Source organism: Homoserinimonas sp. A447, from assembly GCF_054489325.1.
In genome coordinates this window covers 2,513,015-2,530,732 of record NZ_JBTMWW010000001.1, presented here as the reverse complement: position 1 = coordinate 2,530,732, position 17,718 = coordinate 2,513,015, and the positions used below count along the sequence as shown (strand labels likewise).

Sequence of the window (17,718 nt, the reverse complement as noted above, 5' to 3'; positions counted from 1 at the left end):
ACCCGCTTAGCTATCGCAGGTGCTCGTCGAGGAAGGCGACCGTGCGCTCGAAGGAGAGGGCGGCGACGGCCGGGTCCCAGGCCTTCTCGATCGACTCGTTCGCGAACGAGTGCCGAGTGCCGCCGTAGGTGTACTCGGTGACCGGCGTTCCATGGTCCTTCAGATGCACGACCATGCTCTCCGGGTCGCCGCGTTTCGGCCAGTCGTCGACCTCGGCGAGGTGCAGCAACACCGGGCACGGGGTGACGCCGTACTCGGAGGAGGCGAGGCTCCCGTAGTAGCCGACGACGGCATCCGCTGCCCCGCCCTGGGCGTGGAGCAGTGCCAGCCAGGCGCCGACGGAGAACCCGATCACGCCGATGCGTTCGGTGCCCTGGGTGCGGGCTTCGAGGATGGCATCGTCGATGATGGCCAGGCACAGGGCGACATCGAGTTCGTCCCGCAGTTGCCTGGCTGTGCGGGCATCCTTCGTCGCCACCCCGTTGTACAGGTCGGGCACGACGACCCGGAAACCGAAGGTCGACAGCGCCTCGGCGTACTCCGTCACCCATGGCAGCCGGCCGTACCAGTCGTGAACGACGACGGCGAGCGGATGCCCCGGCTCGCCGTATTCCAGCGACCAGCCGGGCGAATCGATCGGGATCAGTTCGGCCATCCTGGCTCCCTCAGATGGTGAATGGTGGTACAAACATTCGCCACTCTAGCCGTGGACCGCCGCTGTTCAGGCGGAGCGCGCTGTCAATTCTGCGCGGATCGGCCAGTCCTGGTCTTCGAGGATCACCTGTGCGCATCGACCGGTCTTCGAGTTGACCACGATGGGTGCCATCAGGTTGGTGGTCGTCCCGGATTCCGACGCGTTCGCGACCACCAGCACCATGGCGTCCTCCGGCGCGCCAATGCCGAGGGTGAGCGCCTGCTCATCAGTGATCTCCGGCGTGTACCACGGCAGGTAGACGGCCGCGTCGAGCACGTAGAGGCGGATACCCGGGTCGCTGGCGGCGTGGAGTGCGTAGAGGCCGGCCGCACCGTTGACGTCGTCGAGGATGAAGTCGGTGAGGGGCGCGAGCCCCGGCGGGGGACCGGTGAAGGTCAGGACGGCGGTCATCGCAGGAAGTCCATCAGCGTCGGCTGCAGCACTCGCGCGGTGACGGCGAGGGCGGACTGGTAGGTGACCTCCTGCAGCTTCAGCTCGAGCACCACCTCACCCAGGTCGACGTCTTCGATCCCCGATCGCTGGGCCTCCAGTGATCCGGATCGTTCCATATTCGTCTCCTCGGCTCTCAGGATCTGCGCGTGCCTGGCACCCACGGCGCCGTGCTGGCCGAGGATGGCGTTCAATCGGGTGTCAATGTCGCCGAGGCGTGGGCCGACATTGGTGCCATCGCGCAGGTTGGCGACGATCGTGTCGACGAGGGCAAATACCGAGTTCGGGCCGTTCCCGAACACCTCACTGCCGTCCACGTCGACACGCACCGTGGTGTTCGCGTCGATCGGTCGCTGGACTGTGCCACCTGTGGAGTTATGCGTGTAGCCGGCTCCGAAGGCGGCACCAGCATCGGAGGTGCCGGCGAAGATTGTGCGGCCCAGGTACTGGGTGTTGGCGGTGCTCAGTAACTCGTCCCTGAGCCCCTCGAGCTCGATCGCAATGGCCTCTTTCGCTTCCGGTGACATTGAGCCGTCGTTGGCGCCTCGCACGGTGAGGTCTCGAATCTTGTGAATGAGAGCGGTGGATTTGGTCAGCGCAGAGTCGACTGTGGAGAGCCAGCCCTTTCCGTCGTTGATGTTGCGGGAGTGCTGGTCGTTCTGCTTCTGTTCAGCCCGCACTCGCATGGAGTCTGCGGTGCCGATCGGATCATCCGATGGCTTGCTGATCTTCTGGAGGCTGGTAGCGCGGTCCTGCAGCCTGGCCAGTTCGCTCATGCTGTGCTGCAGGTTCTGCTGGGCGGCGCGCATCACCGTCTGGTTGGTCACTCGCGAGATCATGGCCTACCTCCCTACCACTCCGGTGCGGTTGATCAAGGTGTCGAGCATCTCGTCAATGGCGGTCATCACCCGGGCGGCGCCCTGGTATGCGACCTGGTGGGTGAGCATGTTGATGTTCTCCTCGTCGAGGTCGACGGATGCGTTGGACAGCTGGTTGCCGACGGCGGCGGATGCTGCCAGCTCGCCCAGAACCGCCTGCTGCATCTCAGAGCGGCTGGCAACGCCAGTGCGGGTCACGAACGTTGACCATACTTTGTCCGGTGAGCCGTTTCCGGTCCCGAGAGCCGAAATCGCGGCTGCGTTGGATCCGTCAAGGTTGCCACCGGTCGGCGACGCAGTGGCGAGGTCAGCAACGCTGGTGGGAAGGACACTCAGGCCCAACGCTGCTGGAACCCCAGCCGTGGTGTCCATCTCAAAGAATGCTCCGGCCTGCACTCCGCTATTGGTATATCCGGCCGAATGCGCTGCGTTCACGGTTTCGGCCAGGTAAGTGGCGAACTCGTTGTACTGCTTGGCTGCTTCCGCCAGGGCTCCGCCGGTTCCGGCGGGCGTGGTTGGCGCAAGCATGGAAATGGCCCCAGCCATCTCACCTGCGTCGAGGGAGACGGACGCTCCCGGTCGGTGCACCCACTCCAGGTGAACGGGAGGGTTCGCTGCTCCGTCAAGGTGGGCGCTGCCTACCACGGTGACCGGTCGGAACGTGTCGCCCGAAACGATCGCGTTGCCGCCGATAAGTACTTCCGCTGTCCCGTCAGGCAGGTTGCGCACGGTTCCGCCGCTGAGGGCCGCAATGGTGGTGGTGAGCAGGTTGCGGTGATCGAGCAGCTCGTTGACCGAGCTTCCGCTGGCCTTCGCGGCACGGATGCGCCCGTTGAGGTCGGCGACCTGGGCTGCAGCGTCGTTGAGTTCGCTGGCCATGCCAGCGAGTTCGCTTCGTAGCTGGGTCCACTGGTTGTCGACGGCCTTGTATCCGCTGGCGATTTGCGAGGTGAGCACGCCGGCCTTCTCGAGGATGATGCCTGCCGGTGCGGGCTCTCCTGGACGGTTGGCAAGATCCTGCCAGCCGGCCCAGAACTCCTGAAGCCGGGTGGATAGGCCGTTCTCGCCGGGTTCCTGCAGGCTGACCTCGAGCGAGCTCATGGTGTTGGCACGTACCGCCCAATAGCCGGATGAGGCTGCCGAGTCCCGAACGCGGGCGTCGAGGTAGACGTTGCCGAGCCGGGCGATGCCGTCAACGCTTACGCCCTGGCCGACTTGCAGCGGGGCGGACAGCGGTCCAACCTGGGCGACTGAACCAATGGAAGAGGTGGTCACGCGCTGCCGCGTGTAGCCCTGAGTCGTCGCGTTCGCGATGTTCTGCCCGACGACATCGAGACCCCGGCGCGCCGCGGTGAGGGCTGTGTAGGCGGTGTTCAGCCCGCTGAAGGTGCTCATCGGACTTCCCTAAACGCTCTGGTCGAAGAGTCGGGCGCCTGTCGCGGTGCCGCCGGAGGTTCCGCTGGCGTTGTACAGGCCGGTGTCGTCGCGGGGCCCGGCCAGCGTTTCCTGGCTGGAACGGATGGCGCTGCGCAGGTACTTCTCGTTGAGGTCGCGCAGCTCCGCGATCTGCGCGGTGAGTTCGGACATCGCGGTCAGGTGGGCGGTGAACAGTTCTGCCCAGGCACCCTCAGGCGCATGCTCGACGAGTTCGCGAAGCGTGGCGTTCTCGTCCGTTCCCCACTCGCTGGCGAGACTGCTGACCTCGACGGTGCGGGCGAGGCTTGCGGTGCGGAGCCTCTCCATGACCTGCTCTACTTCACGCGTCGCGAATTGCAGCCACCGGGCCTTGCCCGCGGCGAGCAGCAGCTGCTCCTCCTCCAGCTTGAAGACCAGGAGGTCGAGAAGTTCGCGTTCACGCCAGAGGGCGGCGGAGAGTTCGTTGGCACCCATGTCTGCACTAACCCTCTCCGTTGATCCGAATTCTGACGCCGAGAATGGCTTCTCCAGCAGGCTGTTCATGCGCTTCATGTCACCACTTCCGTCGTATGAACTATCGGCAAGGGTACTACCGGCGTTAGCGATAACCCGGCGACTCGTCGGTCCCCCCGGACAGGGGTAGACAGTCCACCGAAGTGAGGACAGCTTGTCGACTTTCGGGGTACAGGCGCCCCCGCACTGGGGGCAACAACCAAGCAAACAAAAGGGAATTGGGGTCGTATTGCGGGGTACAGCGTCGATACAGTGACAACACCCGACCCGAATCAATTCGAATGCATGCTTACCCAAATGCACGACAGCACCAATAGAGCAGTACTCGTTAATGGGGGTCCAGGAATGAACAGAACAGAACGCAACAGGCTGGTGGTCGAGAATCTCCCACTTGTCGGTTACCTGGTGTCAGATCTGTGTGCCAAGGCGAGTCACCTGTCACGTGATGACCTGGCCTCAGCGGGGGCTGTCGCACTCATCACGTCGGCTGATTCTTACAACCCCGACCTGGGGATTCCGTTCGGAGCTTTCGCCCGACGCCGCATCATGGGCGCCTTCGCCGATGAGATGCGTGCGAGCGACTGGGCGACCAGGGGAGCGCGGCGCAGGATCAAGGAGACTCTCGCCGTCAAGGAGACTTTGACTGCGGCACTCGGTCGCACCCCGGGTGTTGATGAGATCGCATCCGCCCTCGGAGTTGACCGCGAGGCGGCCGCCGCAGGTCTCGCCGACGCCGCCAGGGTCGTATCGACACTTGACGAGGCGACCGCAGAAATCCTGGTTGCCGACACCGCACTGCCAGAGGAAACACTGTTGTCCGCCGAGCGGCTCACCTATCTTCGGGCGGCTGTTGCGGCCCTGCCAGAGAAGATGCGGAACATCGTCACCCAGATCTACTTCGAGGACCGCACGGTCAAGGAGATCGCCGAAGAGCTGGGCACCACCCACTCGGCCGTCTCGCAGCAGCGCGCGGAGGCCGTGCGGTTGCTGAAGGACGGGCTCGAAATCCACTACTCGGACTCGAACACCGAAAGTTACGTTCCGGAGTCGCGGATCGCGCCGGCCAACCGCAACGCCTACTTGGCGCGTGTTGCCGAGCAGGCGCTGATTGGCATGGCCCGCATGGCGAACGACAAGCCGCGCCGCGCGCTCGAGGTTGCGTCGTAACCAGACCTGTCTGCGGTTCATCTAACGGATGTCGTTAGGCCGCCGATAGCTATGAATGTCAGCCCATGGATGGGCCGGCGATCAATAACCCAATCACGGAGGAAAACATCATGGGTATGCAGATCAACACCAACGTTGCGGCGCTGAACGCCTACCGCAACCTGTCCAACACGCAGAACGATCTCTCGAAGTCCCTGGAGAAGCTGTCCAGTGGTCTCCGCATCAACCGCGCTGCGGATGACGCGGCCGGCCTGGCGATCTCCGAGGGTCTGCGTTCGCAGATCGGCGGCCTCACTGTTGCAGCCCGCAACGCCCAGGACGGCATCTCGGTCATCCAGACCGCAGAAGGCGCCCTGACCGAGGTTCACTCGATCCTGCAGCGCGTCCGCGACCTCGCTGTTCAAGCCGGTAACGACTCGAACAACGCAGACTCGCGCTTGGCGATCAAGGCAGAATCGGACGCACTCGCCGACGAGCTCACCCGGATCGGCAACTCGACGAACTTCAACGGCATCACCCTACTCAACGGTGCAACCTCCGGTGACGGAACTGGCAAGCTCACGTTCCAGGTTGGAGCTGGTAGCACGGCCGGCAACGACCAGATCGCGATCGACCTGAGCGCGGCTGACATCGCCACACTCGGCGCCGACATCAAGGCGTTGACGTACGACACCGCTGCAAACGCGCTGACCACAATTGGAGCGGTCGACACGGCCATCACCGAGGTGTCCACCTCGCGCGCTGCGATGGGTGCTGTGCAGAACCGGTTCGAGTCGGCCATCAACAGCCTCAACGTGTCGAGGGAGAACATCACCGCTGCCGAGTCTCGCATCCGCGACACCGACATGGCTTCGGAAATGGTCAACTTCACCCGCGCCAACCTGCTGTCGCAGGCCGGCACGGCGATGCTCGCCCAGGCGAACCAGTCGAACAGTGGAGTTCTCCAGCTGCTCGGCTAGCACAGGGCGCTAGATCAACGCCCGGTGGCGGCCGAGGAGGAACTGGACCTCTTACCTCGGTCGCCACCGCGCGTTCCCAAGTAGAACTCACGAACCACACGGAAGAAACCACTAGAAACGTCGCGCAGAAGGGGACAGGACAATGGGATTCGCGCTCGATGGCCTCTCCAGCTCCCTGGACACCACTGCACTGATCAACGGCCTCATGCAGGTAGAGGCCATCCCGCAAACCTTGCTCAAGAGGAAGGTCTCCGGCTCCCAGAACGTCATCGCCGCGCTGCAGCAGCTGAATGCCAGGATCGCGTCGCTTGCCACTCTGGCGAAGGGCACCGCGAAGCCCGAAGCACTCGACCTCTTCACCGCGAAGACGAACTCGACGAATGCCACAGCCACCGCGGGGTCCGGGGCCGGCGTCGGCTCGCTTAGCTTCGTGGTCGACAAAGTCGCCCAGACCCAGGTCACGGTCACCGACGCGGTGACCGCCTGGCCAGACACCGCGATCACGATCGACGGGGCGAATGGCCCCATCGAGATCACCGCGGCATCCACCTCGCTCGACGACATGGTTGCCGCGATCAACTCCTCGGCTGCCGGTGTGAAAGCCGTCAAAGTGGCATCCGGAGTCGACGGGGTCACGGGCGATCCCCAGTTCCGTCTGCAACTGACCTCGGAGACGAGCGGGATCGCCGGCAAATTCACCGTCTCGGGGACGGCAGTGGGAACCACCGCTGTCACAGTGGCCCAGGATGCCGAAATCCGACTCTGGGCTGGCACGGCCGCTCAGCAGACCATCACCTCGTCCACGAACTCCTTCGAGAACTTGCTTCCCGGGGTGAATGTGACCGTCTCCAAGGCATCGACCGACCCGGTCGAGCTCACGGTGGAACGGGATCAGGAAGCGACCACCAAGGTCGCCGCAGACTTCGTCGCCTCGCTCAATGACATCTTCGCCCTCATCGCAGCCCGATCGTCGGTGACAACGACCACCGGTGCCGACGGAAAACCGACCGTCACCGCGGGTCTCTTCACCAGCGACAGCACGGTACGGAGCGTCAAGCAGTCACTCCTGTCGGCTGCGTCTCTGCCGGTTGACGGCAAATCACCTTCCGAAATAGGGATCTCGATCACCAAAGCAGGGGCGCTCGAGTTCGACGCCGAAAAATTCGAAGCCGCCATGAAAGAAGACCCGGCGAAGGTCGCATCCGTCATGAAGGAGCTGTCCACGCGGGTGGAGGCATCCGCAACCGAAGCCTCGGACAAGTACGACGGCCTGCTCACTTCGAAAATCACCGGCCAGGAATCGCTCGTCAAGAACATGAGCACCCAGATCTCCGAGTGGGACGACCGCCTCACGGCGCGCGAAGCCACCCTGAGGCGAACCTTTGTCGCCATGGAAGTGCGGCTCAGCTCGCTCAACTCCCAGTCAGCCTGGCTGACGTCGCAACTATCGTCGCTAACACCACGGAAGGACTAGTCATGACGATGACCAACATTGAAGTGCAGCGCTCGCAGTACAACCGCGATGCCATTCTTTCCGCTTCGCCGATTCGCCTGCTGACCATGCTCTACGACCGACTGCTGCTTGACCTGGAGCGCGCCGAAGCCGCTCACGGCAAACAGGACTGGGAAGTGGCATCCGAAAACCTGCTGCACGCCCAGGCGATCCTCGCCGAGCTCGGGTCGTCGCTCAAGACGGATGTCTGGGACGGTGGCGAAACACTCCTCGCGCTCTACACCTACGTCTCCAACGCCCTCATCGCGGCCAACGTGCAGCGCGATGTCTCACGCGTGCGCGAGGCCATCTCCCTGCTCGAACCGCTGAGGCAGGGCTGGCACGAGGCCGCCGGGCAATTGTCGGCGCAGCCGGCGCCCACCGAACCAAGTGGGCGGATTCTCGGTGTCGCCTGAAGCACACGCGATACGCCAGGGTTGGGTCGAGGCGCTTGAAGGCCTCGAATCCGACCTGGCGAACGACCGCCACCTGCTCGACCACGGTGTCGTTCCGACCCAGCCGTCGGCCTGGCAACCCCCGCAGCACCTGGGGCCGATACCCATCGACCTGCGTGACCGCGCGACCGGCATCCTGGCGGAGCTCGGCGAGTCGGCCAGGCGCCTGAACGAACTGAAACTGGCGACCGGCCAGCAGCTGACCGCGGTGCGCTCCATCCCGCCGGTGCGCGGCGACAGGTCCGTCTACCTCGACATCACCGGCTGACGCACCCTTCTCCCGAAGTTTCGATACGGCGCTGTGCGCCTACTCAACCCGCAGACTTGCAGCTTGTGTGCGCCTACTCAACCCGCAGACTACGGCACCCCCCGAAGGGGTGAGAGTGGCGGAATGCGGCTAACACTGCCTGATAGCTGGCCGATAGCTGTGAATGACGAGCATGGATAGCTCACCGACAGGCCACGGATCGGCCGTCAAGATTCTTTGACGACGAAACAGGTAATCGTGCTTGAATCGGTCAGCTCCGCTGCCCTGAGCAGTGCGCTCGATGGTCTCGCGCTGCGCCAGCGCACCATCGCCAACAACATCGCGAACGTGAACACCCCCGGCTACCACGCCAAGCGGGTCTCCTTCGAGGCCGCACTGGCCAAGTCGGTCAGCGAGGGTGACGGCAACGTTCAGGCCACCACGCAGCGCTCCCTCGAGCCGACGCGCCTCAACGGCAACAACGTCAACCTCGACACCGAGACGCTCTCCAACATCGACACCGTGCTGCGCTACACCTTCGCCACGCAGGCGATCAACGGACAGTTCAGCAGCATCCGCACAGCGATGAGGACCAACTGATGACATTCGACGCCATCGGCATTGCCGGCTCAGCACTCACCGTCCACCGCAAGTGGCTGGACGCCATCAGCGACAACATGGCCAACATCAACACGGTCAAGGGAACGGATGGCGACGCCTTCCAGGAACGGTTCGTCATCGCCCAGGAGGGTAAAGGCAACGGTGGGGTCTTCGTCTCCGGCACGGCCGTCGGTAGCGGCGAGGGTCGCCTCGTCTACTCGCCGGAGCATCCGCTGGCCGATGCGGATGGCTACGTGAAGTTCCCCGACATCGACCTCGCTGAGCAGATGAGCAACCTGATCATGGCCCAGCGCGGCTACCAGGCGAACGCCGCCGTGGTGGACCGTGCCAAGGAGAGCTACCAGGCAGCCCTGCAGATCGGACGCAACTGATGGACATCAGCGCCATGAGCTCGGTGCAGGGCGTGACCGGCACCGGGTACGTCACACCGGGAACCAAGACGCAGCAGACGGATGGCGCGGGCTTCGGCGTCGCGCTGGGCAGTGCTGTCGACAACCTGCAGGGGCTGCAGTCCGCCTCGAAAGACCTCGCCATCAAGGCGGTCACCGGGGACCTGCAGGACATCCACACCGCGATGATCGCCTCCACCAGGGCGTCAGTCACCCTCGAGCTTGTCGCAGCGGTCCGGAACAAGGGCGTTGACGCATTCAACGAGATCATGAGGATGCAGGCCTGATGCCCGCTCAAGTCACATCGGCGATGCGCCGGTTCACCGCCGCCATTCGCGAATTCACCATCGCCCAGCGCACCATCGCGCTCATCGGAGCCGCCGTGCTGGTGCTCGGGGCGGCCGGGCTGTTCGCCTGGATCTCCCAGCCGTCCTACACGCCGTTGTTCTCCGGCCTGCAGGGCGAAGATGCCAACGCCATCGTTGAGCAGCTGCGCACCGACAGCGTGCCGTACCAGCTCACCGACGGCGGTGCCACCATCCTCGTGCCTGAGGAATTCGTCTACGATCAGCGGCTGAAGTCGGCCGCGGCCGGCCTGCCCACCTCCGCCAACGGCGGGTACTCCCTGCTTGACGACATGGGTGTCACCTCATCCGAGTTCCAGCAGTCGGTGACCTACAAGCGCGCGCTGGAAGGCGAGCTCGCGGCGACCGTCAGCGCGGTCACCGGCGTGAAGATGGCATCCGTTCGACTGGCCATCCCGGAGGAGACCGTCTTCGCGTCCACCAAGGTCGACCCGACAGCATCTGTGTTCGTCCAGACCGACCACGGCGTCAACCTCACGGCCGAACAGGTGCAGGCCATCGTTCACCTCACCTCGGCGTCCATCGACGGCATGAAGGCGTCGAACGTCGCAGTGATCGACTCGCGTGGAACAGTCCTGTCCGCGGTCGGCGTCGGGGCGACTGGTACCGACGACAAGAATGGCGGCAAGTACGAGGACCGGGTGCAACTGGCCGTTCAGACCATGCTCGACCAGGTGGTCGGCCCGGGCAACGCGACCGTCGTCGTCGCAGCCGACATGAACTACGAGTCGGCTGAGCGCCTCGAAGAGACGTTCACGACACCGGAAGACGCACCAGCGCTGAGCGAGTCCATCGACAAGGAAAGCACCTCGGCCACCACTGATCGCGCCGCCGGCGTGCTCGGACCGGACAACATCGGGACGCCGACAGATCCGGATGCCACCGGCTATGTTGCCGAGTCCACGGTGCGTAACAACGCGGTGAACAAGGTCACGGAGTCGCGGATCATCCCCTCCGGCTCGATCAATCGCCAGTCGGTCTCCGTCGCACTGAACGCGGCGGCATCCGACAACATCGACGTCGACAACATCACCGCACTGGTCACGGCGGCGGCAGGCATCAACGCCACCCGTGGCGACGAGGTCACCGTCGAGGTCGTCCAGTTCAACCAGGTCGGCTCAGAGGAGGCCGTTGCAGCGCTCGCCGCAGCGGAAGAAGCCGCCGCAGCCGACCGGTTCGCGGAGATCGTCCGCACCGCGATCATCGCCCTCGCCATTGCACTGCCGCTCGCGATCATGCTCATCCTGCTCGCCCGCCGTTCCCGCCGCCAGAGGCGCGACGGCATCGAGCTCGGCGAGCTCGAAGAGCAGCGCGCCATCATGAACGCGGCAACAGTCCCGGTCTCGCTGGTCGGTCCGCCGAAGCCGATCGGCACAGCGCACCTGCCGCAGGAACCGCTCGATAACGCCCAGCGCCGGGCGGACATCGACGCGCTCGCCGAGAAGGACCCAAGCCGTACCGCGGAGTATCTGCGCGGCCTGATGGATGAGAAGCAACCCGCATGAGTGACGCCACCACCACGCTGACCGGCACGCAGAAGGCCGCGATCGTCCTCATGAACATGGACCAGCTTCGTGCCGCCCAGGTGATGAAGCAGTTCACCGACGGCGAGGCGGAAGAGATCGCAGCCGAGATCGTGCGCCTGCGTCGCGTCGACTCGTCCATCGCGGAACGCACCATCATCGAATTCCACGACATGACCATCCGAAGCGGCTGGAACTCCCGTGGGGGCAAGGACTTCGCGGCCGGGTTGCTGGAGGCGTCCTTCGGCTCAGAGCGTGCTGCCGGAGTCATGACCAGAGTCAATTCCTCGATGGCCGGCAAGTCGTTCGAGTTCCTCGACACGGCTGAGCCGTCCCAGATCCTCACCCTGCTCGATGGCGAACTTCCGCAGACCATCGCGCTGGTGTTGGCGCACATGCGCCCTGAGCAGGCCTCTCCGGTGATCGCCGGCCTGGAAGGCAGCATGCGCACCGATGTCGCCCAGGCCATCGCGACCATGGGCACCGCAGCACCGGAGGCCGTGCGCGTCGTGGCTGACACCCTGCGGGTGCGCGCCGGCGCTGTGGTGGGAAATCGCGAGCAGACCGAAGTTGTCGGTGGGGTCCAACCGTTGGTGGAGATCATCAACCGGGCCGACATTTCGACCGAGCGCGCGCTGTTGGAAGCCCTCGACGAGCGTGATCCGGAGCTCGCCGAGGAGGTGCGCTCGCGCATGCTGACCTTCGCCGACGTGGTCAAGCTCGAGCGTAAGGACGTGCAGCAGGTGCTGCGCGGAATCGACGTGGGCATTCTGGCTGTGGCCATGAAGGGCTCGACGGAGGCGGTGACCGAGGTCATCCGCACCAACCTGTCAGAACGCAACCGCGAGATCCTCGACGAAGAGTACGAGGCACTCGGCCCGGTGCGGGTCTCCCAGGTGGAGGAGGCACGCGCCGAGATCGTGCGGGCGATTCGTGCGCTCGAGGCAGAGGGCATTATCACGGTGCAGCGCGGCGACGAGGACGAATATGTCAATTGACGCATCCTTCCTCCCGGTCAGCTTCCCCGCGCTGCGGAACAGCGCCCAGGACGCCGGCGATCTCAGGTCCCGTGTGTCAGGGCACGCTGCCGGCTATGCGGCGGGCCTGAACGCCGCCGCAGACGACCTCGCCGCCCAGAAGGCCGAGCAGGAGGCGGCGCTCGCCGATGCCATCGCTGCCGGGCAAGCGCGAATGGATGAGGCCGTTGCCGTGCTCAACGCGGCCACCGTGGCACTGGAGCGTCGCACCGTTCCGCGTCTTCAGGAGGCACAGGATGCGATTGCCGCCACCGCCATCGAACTCGCCGAAGCCATCATCGGGCGTGAACTGCAGGGCAGTGACACTTCGGCCAGGTCTGCACTCCAGCGCGCGCTGAGCGACGTCGACCCGGCCCTCGTGAACGTCGTTCGGCTGAATCCAGGTGACCTGGCAGCTCTCGACCAGCAGACCATCCTCGCCGCCGGTGTCACGTTTGTAGCGGATGCCGCACTCGAGCGGGGCGACGCCGTCACCGAGTTCGCCGACGGCTACCTTGACGCCCGCGTTTCGGCAGCGCTGGAGCGCGCCAGGGACGCCATCTTCGAGGAGGGACCATGACCACCACCTGGCGCCCGCATCCCGAGAAACTCAACGTCGCGCTGAAGGCCGCCAAGCCGCAGCGGGTCGGCGTGGTCTCGTCGATCGTCGGGCTGGGCGTCGAGGTCAGCGGGCTCGACTGCGCCATCGGCGAATTCGTGAGCATCGGCGATGACCGCGGGGTGGATGCCGAGGTGATCGCAACGACCAAGGCCGGCATCCGCTGCATGCCGCTCAGCCGGCTGACCGGAATCAACGCAGGCGCACCGGCCAGGGCACGGGGCATCCCGCTGCTCGTACCGACCGGAAGCAACCTCTTCGGCCGGGTCATCGACGGCGTCGGCAGGCCCATCGATGGCAAGGGCCCGTTGCACCCCGAAGAAATGGTGCCGCTCGACAACGACGCGCCGTCGGCGATGCACCGCGCCCGCATCACCGCACCACTGCAAACCGGAGTGCGCGTGCTCGACACGTTGACCACACTCGGGAAGGGCCAGCGCATCGGACTCTTCGCGGGGTCGGGCGTCGGAAAGTCGTCTCTGTTGTCGATGATCGCGCGCGGCACCGAGGCGGAGGTCTCCGTGATCGCCCTCATCGGCGAGCGTGGACGCGAAGTGCGGGAGTTTCTCGAAGACGACCTCGGGCCGGAGGGTCTCGCACGGTCGATCGTCGTCGTCTCCACATCGGACGAACCAGCCATGATGCGGTTGCGTGCCGCATTCCTTGCGACGCGCATCGCCGAGTCGTTCCGTGACCGCGGGTCTGACGTCGTGCTGATGATGGACTCGCTCACGCGGGTCGCCATGGCCCAGCGCGAGATCGGACTCTCGGTCGGCGAGCCGCCGGCGACCAGGGGTTACCCGCCGTCGACCTTCTCACTTCTCGCCCAATTGCTGGAGCGCGCCGGAACAGCGCAGCGCGGATCGGTCACCGGCATCTACACGGTGCTGGTCGACGGCGACGACCACAACGAGCCGATCGCGGATTCGGCACGGTCGATTCTCGACGGACACGTTGTGCTCGACCGCAAGCTCGCCGTCGCAGGGCACTTCCCGTCAGTTGACCCGCTCGCCTCCATCTCGAGGGTGGCCAGCAAGGTGATCTCCACCGAGCAGGGTGCCACCGCGACCCTGCTGCGCAAGACCCTCGCCGCGCGGAAAGCCGCGCAGGACCTCCTTGACGTCGGCGCCTACCAGCCGGGCGCCAACCCGCTGGTGGATGCTGCGGTCGACAACGAAGACGCCATCAACTCCTTCCTCCAGCAGCGAATGGACGACCAGTCGACATCCGCCGGTGCCTGGGACCAGCTCGCCCGACTCGTCCGCAAATGGGGAGGTGCCTGATGGCCAGGATGTTCCCGCTCGCCGGGCTGCTGCGCCTGCGGCAGGTCCAGGAAGAGCAGGCCGCCAGCGACCTGGCTGTGGCCAATGCCCGCGCACGAGAGATCCGTTCCCGCCAGTCGCGGGCCAGGGACCTGCTCGGTGCATCCGGTGCCGAAGCTGCCAGCAGCACCGTCCTGTACGCGGTTGCCGCGGCCCGGGCGTCATCGCGGAGCATGCTCGCCGAACTGGACGCCCTCGACGGTGAGCACCAGCCAGTGCTCGACCAGGCGAACGAAGCGTTCGCGGAGGCGCGGGCACGCTCCATCGGGCTGGAGAAGCTGGCCGGTCGTCACCAGGTCAAGCAGACGGAAGAAGAACTGCACGCCGAACAGGCGGCCATCGACGAGATGGCCTCCACCGGCTGGCACCGCAACAAGGACGGGAAGACCCCATGAGCATGATCGGGCTATTGACCGGTGCGCCCCAGGCCGCCGGCAACAAGGCGAAAGCGGATGACGCCGCGGCGTCCGGCTTCGGCAGCGCCCTCCAGGACGAACTGAATGCGCTCGCTACCCCGCAGGCGGAGCTCATCGAAACCCTCGCAGGTAGCGCGTTCCCCGCTGGCAACCCGTTGCCCGCCTCGACGCCGACCCCGCTGGGTGAGCCTGGGCCCACGCCGCCGGTTCCGAACGATGCGCCAGCATCGGTCGGCCGTTCGGTGGAGAGCGAGACCCCCACGGCTAACTCGGCTCCAGCTTCGACGATTCCGCTGGCTCCGCTTGTCGAAACCTCCGCGGGTAACGCGTTGCCTGCGGCGACTCCATCCCCGCTGGCCCCGCTTGCCGAAATCCCCACAAGCAACGCGTCACCCTCGTCCGCACCAGTCCCGCTGGCCCCGCTCGTCGAAACTGCCGCGAGTAACCCGTTGCCCGCTTCGACGGGCTCTGCGGGCGGAATGGGCTCAGCGACCGGTACCGCAACTGCGACGACTCCAAACCCGCTGGCCCCGCCCGTCGAAACCCCCACGAGTAGCCCGTTGCCCGCTTCGACGGGCTCAGCGAGCGGCATCGGCTCAGCGACCGGTACCGCAATTGCGACGACGCCAACCCAGCTAGCCCTGCCTGCCGAAACGCCCACCAGTAACTCGGTGCCCACTTCGCTTCCCGCGGTGCGGCCGACCGATGCTGGCCCATCGTCCGGGACCGGCGGGGTGGCCGCAAGCTCAGCGAGTGGAACGAGCTCAATGAGCGGTTCAAGCGCTCCGAGCGGAATTGCGACTCCCGTTTCGACAATTCCGCTGGCCCCGCTTGTCGAAACCCCGGCCGGTAACTCGCTCCCCGCTTCGACGAGCTCAGCGAACGGGAATGCGTCCGCAAGCGTGAATGCTGCAGCGACCGTCAACACCTCTCCGGTGGCCGCTCCCGTCAGCGCGCCGGTCCAGGCCTCCGCCCCCGTGGCATCCGTCGCTGCTCCCGCCCCAGCACCCACGGTGCCGTTCGCCACCCAGTTGGCGCGACCGATCTTCAGCCTTGCCGCCGCCGGAGCCGGTGAGCACGTGATGACGGTGAGCGTCACCCCCGACAGCCTCGGGCCCGTCACCGTTCGTGCCCACGTCGGAGCAGAAGGGGTTCGCGTCGAACTGTTCGCGCCCAACGACCTGGGCCGCGACGCCATCCGGGCCATCATCCCTGACCTCCGCAGGGACCTCGCCGGTGCCGGACTGGGCGGCAACCTCATGCTGTCGTCTCAGAACCAGCCGGCGGCGGATGGATCGGCTCACGGTTCCAACGCCGGGCAACCGGGGGAGCGGGGTGCCGAGCGCGGCAATTCGCTGCGCGACCCGTCCGGGGCTGATGAAAACACCGAAACGACTCGCGAACAGGCAGTAGACCGAACCGGACTGTTCGGCACCACGTCGACGATCGACGTGCTGGCGTGAACCGGACCATGAAAGACCACAGGGAAAGGAAGTCGCGATGACCACAGTCGACTCCGTAGTCGGAGCATCACAGGGGACCTACGTCGCCGGTTCGACGCCCACCCGGGCGCCGAAACAGACCATGGACTCCGAGGTGTTCATGTCGTTGCTGGTCGCACAGTTGCGCAACCAGGACCCCAGCTCTCCGATGGACACCAACCAGATGATCTCCCAGACCACGCAGCTGGCGATGATGGAGAAGATGAACGAGCTGGCCGTCACCGGCCAGGAGGACTTCTCCCTGCAGATGCGCATCGCCGCCGCTGCCTTCGTCGGCAAGGACGTCAGCTACACGGATGCCACCGGCGCCACCATTACGGGCGTCGCCAGTTCCGTCTCGTTCGCCGGACCGGTTCCCATGGTCACCATCGACGGGATGGAGATCCCGCTCGACCTCATCTCCGGAATCACCGCCACCTCGGCACCCTGATCACCCCAATTCGCGTTCACCAGCTCTAATCAAACGGAAGGCAGAACAATGCTTCGCTCGCTCTACTCCGGAATCTCCGGTCTTCGCTCGCACCAAACCATGCTCGACGTCACCGGCAACAACATTGCCAACGTCAACACGACCGCGTTCAAGTCGTCCGCCACTCAGTTTCGCGACACCCTGTCGCAGCTGACCCAGGGGGCCGGCGGACCGCAGGCCCAGGTCGGTGGCACCAACCCGTCGCAGATCGGTCTCGGCGTGCAGGTTGCCGGCATCTCCACCAACTTCGCGCAGGGCTCCGCCCAGGCTACTGGCCGCGCGACCGACATCATGATCTCCGGTGACGGCTTCTTCGTCACCCAGCTCGGTGGCGAGACCCTCTACACCCGGGCCGGCTCGTTCGACTTCGACGCCGACGGGCGGCTCGTCGCTCCGGACGGCTCGATCGTGCAGGGCTGGGGCGCCGTCAACGGTGTCGTCACCGAGGGTGGCGCCATCGGCAACATCACGCTTCCCTTGGATGCTGTTGCACCGGCATCCGTTACCACCACCGCGACCCTGGGCGGCAACCTGCCATCTGATGCCGCCGATGGAACGACGCTGGTGCGCGATGTCGAGGTCTATGACGCGTCCGGTGCTGCCCGCACCCTGACTTTGGAGTTCACCAAGACCGCGACCGGATGGGATGTGGCTGGCTCTGACGAGAACGGCCCGACTGCGAGCACCACGCTGGTCTCCGACGGCGCTGGAGGACTGACTCCGGACCCGGCCGGCTTCAGCATCGGCGGCATCGCGGTTGACCTCACCAACATCACTGGCTTCGCCGACCTCACCACGGTATCCGTTACCAGCCAGAACGGCCGTGACGCCGGAACGCTCGACTCGTTCACCCTGGCGAAGGACGGCACCCTGGTCGGTTCGTTCTCCAACGGAACCTCGGAGGCGATCGGCCGCGTCGTCCTGGCCAGCTTCGTCAACCCGGGCGGACTGGAGAAGGCCGGTTCGTCGTCGTACCGTGCCACATTCAACTCGGGCAACGCAGCGATCGGTGCCCCGGGATCGGACGGCCTCGGCTCGCTCACCAGCGGAGCCCTGGAGATGTCCAACGTCGACCTCTCCCAGGAGTTCACCAACCTGATCGTCGCCCAGCGCGGCTTCCAGGCGAACGCCCGCATCATCACCACCTCCGACGAGGTGCTGCAGGAGCTCACCAACCTGAAGCGCTAATAGCCTCTGCGCTCTAC

At 65.4% G+C, this 17,718-nt stretch carries 21 protein-coding genes; 16 read left to right on the top strand and 5 right to left on the bottom strand.

Features of this window, described 5'->3' with window-relative positions; all coding sequences use genetic code 11:
- Positions 1-10: 10 nt before the first annotated feature.
- The 5 genes from ACX3O0_RS12425 to ACX3O0_RS12405 form a co-directional block, all read right to left on the bottom strand.
- Complete coding sequence (locus ACX3O0_RS12425) at positions 11-655, bottom strand: dienelactone hydrolase family protein (RefSeq protein WP_459107927.1); 645 nt, start codon at positions 653-655, stop codon at positions 11-13.
- A gap of 66 nt (positions 656-721) precedes the next feature.
- Positions 722-1,105, bottom strand: a complete 384-nt coding sequence (gene fliW, locus ACX3O0_RS12420; protein WP_459089306.1) for a flagellar assembly protein FliW — start codon at positions 1,103-1,105, stop codon at positions 722-724.
- The gene (gene flgL / locus ACX3O0_RS12415) at positions 1,102-1,983 is read right to left on the bottom strand and encodes a flagellar hook-associated protein FlgL (RefSeq protein WP_459107926.1); all 882 of its coding nucleotides are present in this window, start codon (positions 1,981-1,983) and stop codon (positions 1,102-1,104) included. Before flgL ends, fliW begins: the two co-directional genes overlap by 4 nt.
- Before the next feature lie 3 nt (positions 1,984-1,986).
- A complete protein-coding gene (flgK, locus tag ACX3O0_RS12410; RefSeq protein WP_459107925.1) occupies positions 1,987-3,417 on the bottom strand; it encodes a flagellar hook-associated protein FlgK in 1,431 nt (476 codons plus the stop codon).
- Positions 3,418-3,426: 9 nt separating this feature from the next.
- Complete coding sequence (locus tag ACX3O0_RS12405; protein ID WP_459107924.1) at positions 3,427-3,990, bottom strand: flagellar protein FlgN; 564 nt, start codon at positions 3,988-3,990, stop codon at positions 3,427-3,429.
- 306 nt (positions 3,991-4,296) lie between these two features.
- Here ACX3O0_RS12405 and ACX3O0_RS12400 point away from each other — a divergent pair, with 306 nt between their 5' ends.
- The 16 genes from ACX3O0_RS12400 (at position 4,297) to ACX3O0_RS12325 (ending at position 17,701) form a co-directional block, all read left to right on the top strand.
- On the top strand, positions 4,297-5,118 hold the full coding sequence (locus ACX3O0_RS12400) for a sigma-70 family RNA polymerase sigma factor (protein WP_459089298.1): 822 nt from the start codon (positions 4,297-4,299) through the stop codon (positions 5,116-5,118).
- A gap of 110 nt (positions 5,119-5,228) precedes the next feature.
- Positions 5,229-6,077, top strand: a complete 849-nt coding sequence (locus ACX3O0_RS12395) for a flagellin N-terminal helical domain-containing protein (RefSeq protein WP_459089296.1) — start codon at positions 5,229-5,231, stop codon at positions 6,075-6,077.
- A gap of 142 nt (positions 6,078-6,219) precedes the next feature.
- Positions 6,220-7,551, top strand: coding sequence for a flagellar filament capping protein FliD (gene fliD, locus ACX3O0_RS12390; RefSeq protein WP_459089294.1), 1,332 nt, complete (start codon positions 6,220-6,222; stop codon positions 7,549-7,551).
- A 2-nt stretch (positions 7,552-7,553) separates the two neighbouring features.
- Complete coding sequence (gene fliS, locus ACX3O0_RS12385; protein ID WP_459089292.1) at positions 7,554-7,985, top strand: flagellar export chaperone FliS; 432 nt, start codon at positions 7,554-7,556, stop codon at positions 7,983-7,985.
- The gene (locus tag ACX3O0_RS12380) at positions 7,975-8,292 is read left to right on the top strand and encodes a hypothetical protein (RefSeq protein ID WP_459089290.1); all 318 of its coding nucleotides are present in this window, start codon (positions 7,975-7,977) and stop codon (positions 8,290-8,292) included. The genes fliS and ACX3O0_RS12380 overlap by 11 nt, the downstream gene beginning before the upstream one ends.
- A gap of 237 nt (positions 8,293-8,529) precedes the next feature.
- The gene (flgB, locus tag ACX3O0_RS12375; protein WP_459089288.1) at positions 8,530-8,871 is read left to right on the top strand and encodes a flagellar basal body rod protein FlgB; all 342 of its coding nucleotides are present in this window, start codon (positions 8,530-8,532) and stop codon (positions 8,869-8,871) included.
- Positions 8,871-9,263, top strand: a complete 393-nt coding sequence (locus ACX3O0_RS12370) for a flagellar basal body rod protein FlgC (protein WP_459089286.1) — start codon at positions 8,871-8,873, stop codon at positions 9,261-9,263. Before flgB ends, ACX3O0_RS12370 begins: the two co-directional genes overlap by 1 nt.
- Positions 9,263-9,568: a flagellar hook-basal body complex protein FliE gene (gene fliE / locus ACX3O0_RS12365; RefSeq protein ID WP_459089284.1), complete on the top strand. Its 306-nt coding sequence runs from the start codon at positions 9,263-9,265 to the stop codon at positions 9,566-9,568. The genes ACX3O0_RS12370 and fliE overlap by 1 nt, the downstream gene beginning before the upstream one ends.
- Positions 9,568-11,151 (top strand): flagellar basal-body MS-ring/collar protein FliF, encoded by a 1,584-nt coding sequence (gene fliF, locus ACX3O0_RS12360; RefSeq protein ID WP_459089282.1) that lies wholly within the window; start codon positions 9,568-9,570, stop codon positions 11,149-11,151. The genes fliE and fliF overlap by 1 nt, the downstream gene beginning before the upstream one ends.
- Positions 11,148-12,167, top strand: coding sequence for a flagellar motor switch protein FliG (fliG, locus tag ACX3O0_RS12355; protein ID WP_459089280.1), 1,020 nt, complete (start codon positions 11,148-11,150; stop codon positions 12,165-12,167). Before fliF ends, fliG begins: the two co-directional genes overlap by 4 nt.
- Positions 12,157-12,765 carry a FliH/SctL family protein gene (locus ACX3O0_RS12350; protein WP_459089278.1) on the top strand — a complete coding sequence of 203 codons (609 nt, stop codon included), beginning with the start codon at positions 12,157-12,159 and terminating at the stop codon, positions 12,763-12,765. Before fliG ends, ACX3O0_RS12350 begins: the two co-directional genes overlap by 11 nt.
- Complete coding sequence (locus tag ACX3O0_RS12345) at positions 12,762-14,087, top strand: FliI/YscN family ATPase (RefSeq protein ID WP_459107923.1); 1,326 nt, start codon at positions 12,762-12,764, stop codon at positions 14,085-14,087. The genes ACX3O0_RS12350 and ACX3O0_RS12345 overlap by 4 nt, the downstream gene beginning before the upstream one ends.
- On the top strand, positions 14,087-14,521 hold the full coding sequence (locus ACX3O0_RS12340) for a flagellar export protein FliJ (protein ID WP_459089274.1): 435 nt from the start codon (positions 14,087-14,089) through the stop codon (positions 14,519-14,521). Before ACX3O0_RS12345 ends, ACX3O0_RS12340 begins: the two co-directional genes overlap by 1 nt.
- The gene (locus ACX3O0_RS12335) at positions 14,518-16,005 is read left to right on the top strand and encodes a flagellar hook-length control protein FliK (protein ID WP_459107922.1); all 1,488 of its coding nucleotides are present in this window, start codon (positions 14,518-14,520) and stop codon (positions 16,003-16,005) included. Before ACX3O0_RS12340 ends, ACX3O0_RS12335 begins: the two co-directional genes overlap by 4 nt.
- 37 nt (positions 16,006-16,042) lie before the next feature.
- On the top strand, positions 16,043-16,474 hold the full coding sequence (locus ACX3O0_RS12330; RefSeq protein ID WP_459107921.1) for a flagellar hook assembly protein FlgD: 432 nt from the start codon (positions 16,043-16,045) through the stop codon (positions 16,472-16,474).
- A gap of 48 nt (positions 16,475-16,522) precedes the next feature.
- Positions 16,523-17,701, top strand: a complete 1,179-nt coding sequence (locus tag ACX3O0_RS12325; protein ID WP_459107920.1) for a flagellar hook protein FlgE — start codon at positions 16,523-16,525, stop codon at positions 17,699-17,701.
- The last annotated feature ends 17 nt before the right edge of the window (positions 17,702-17,718 follow it).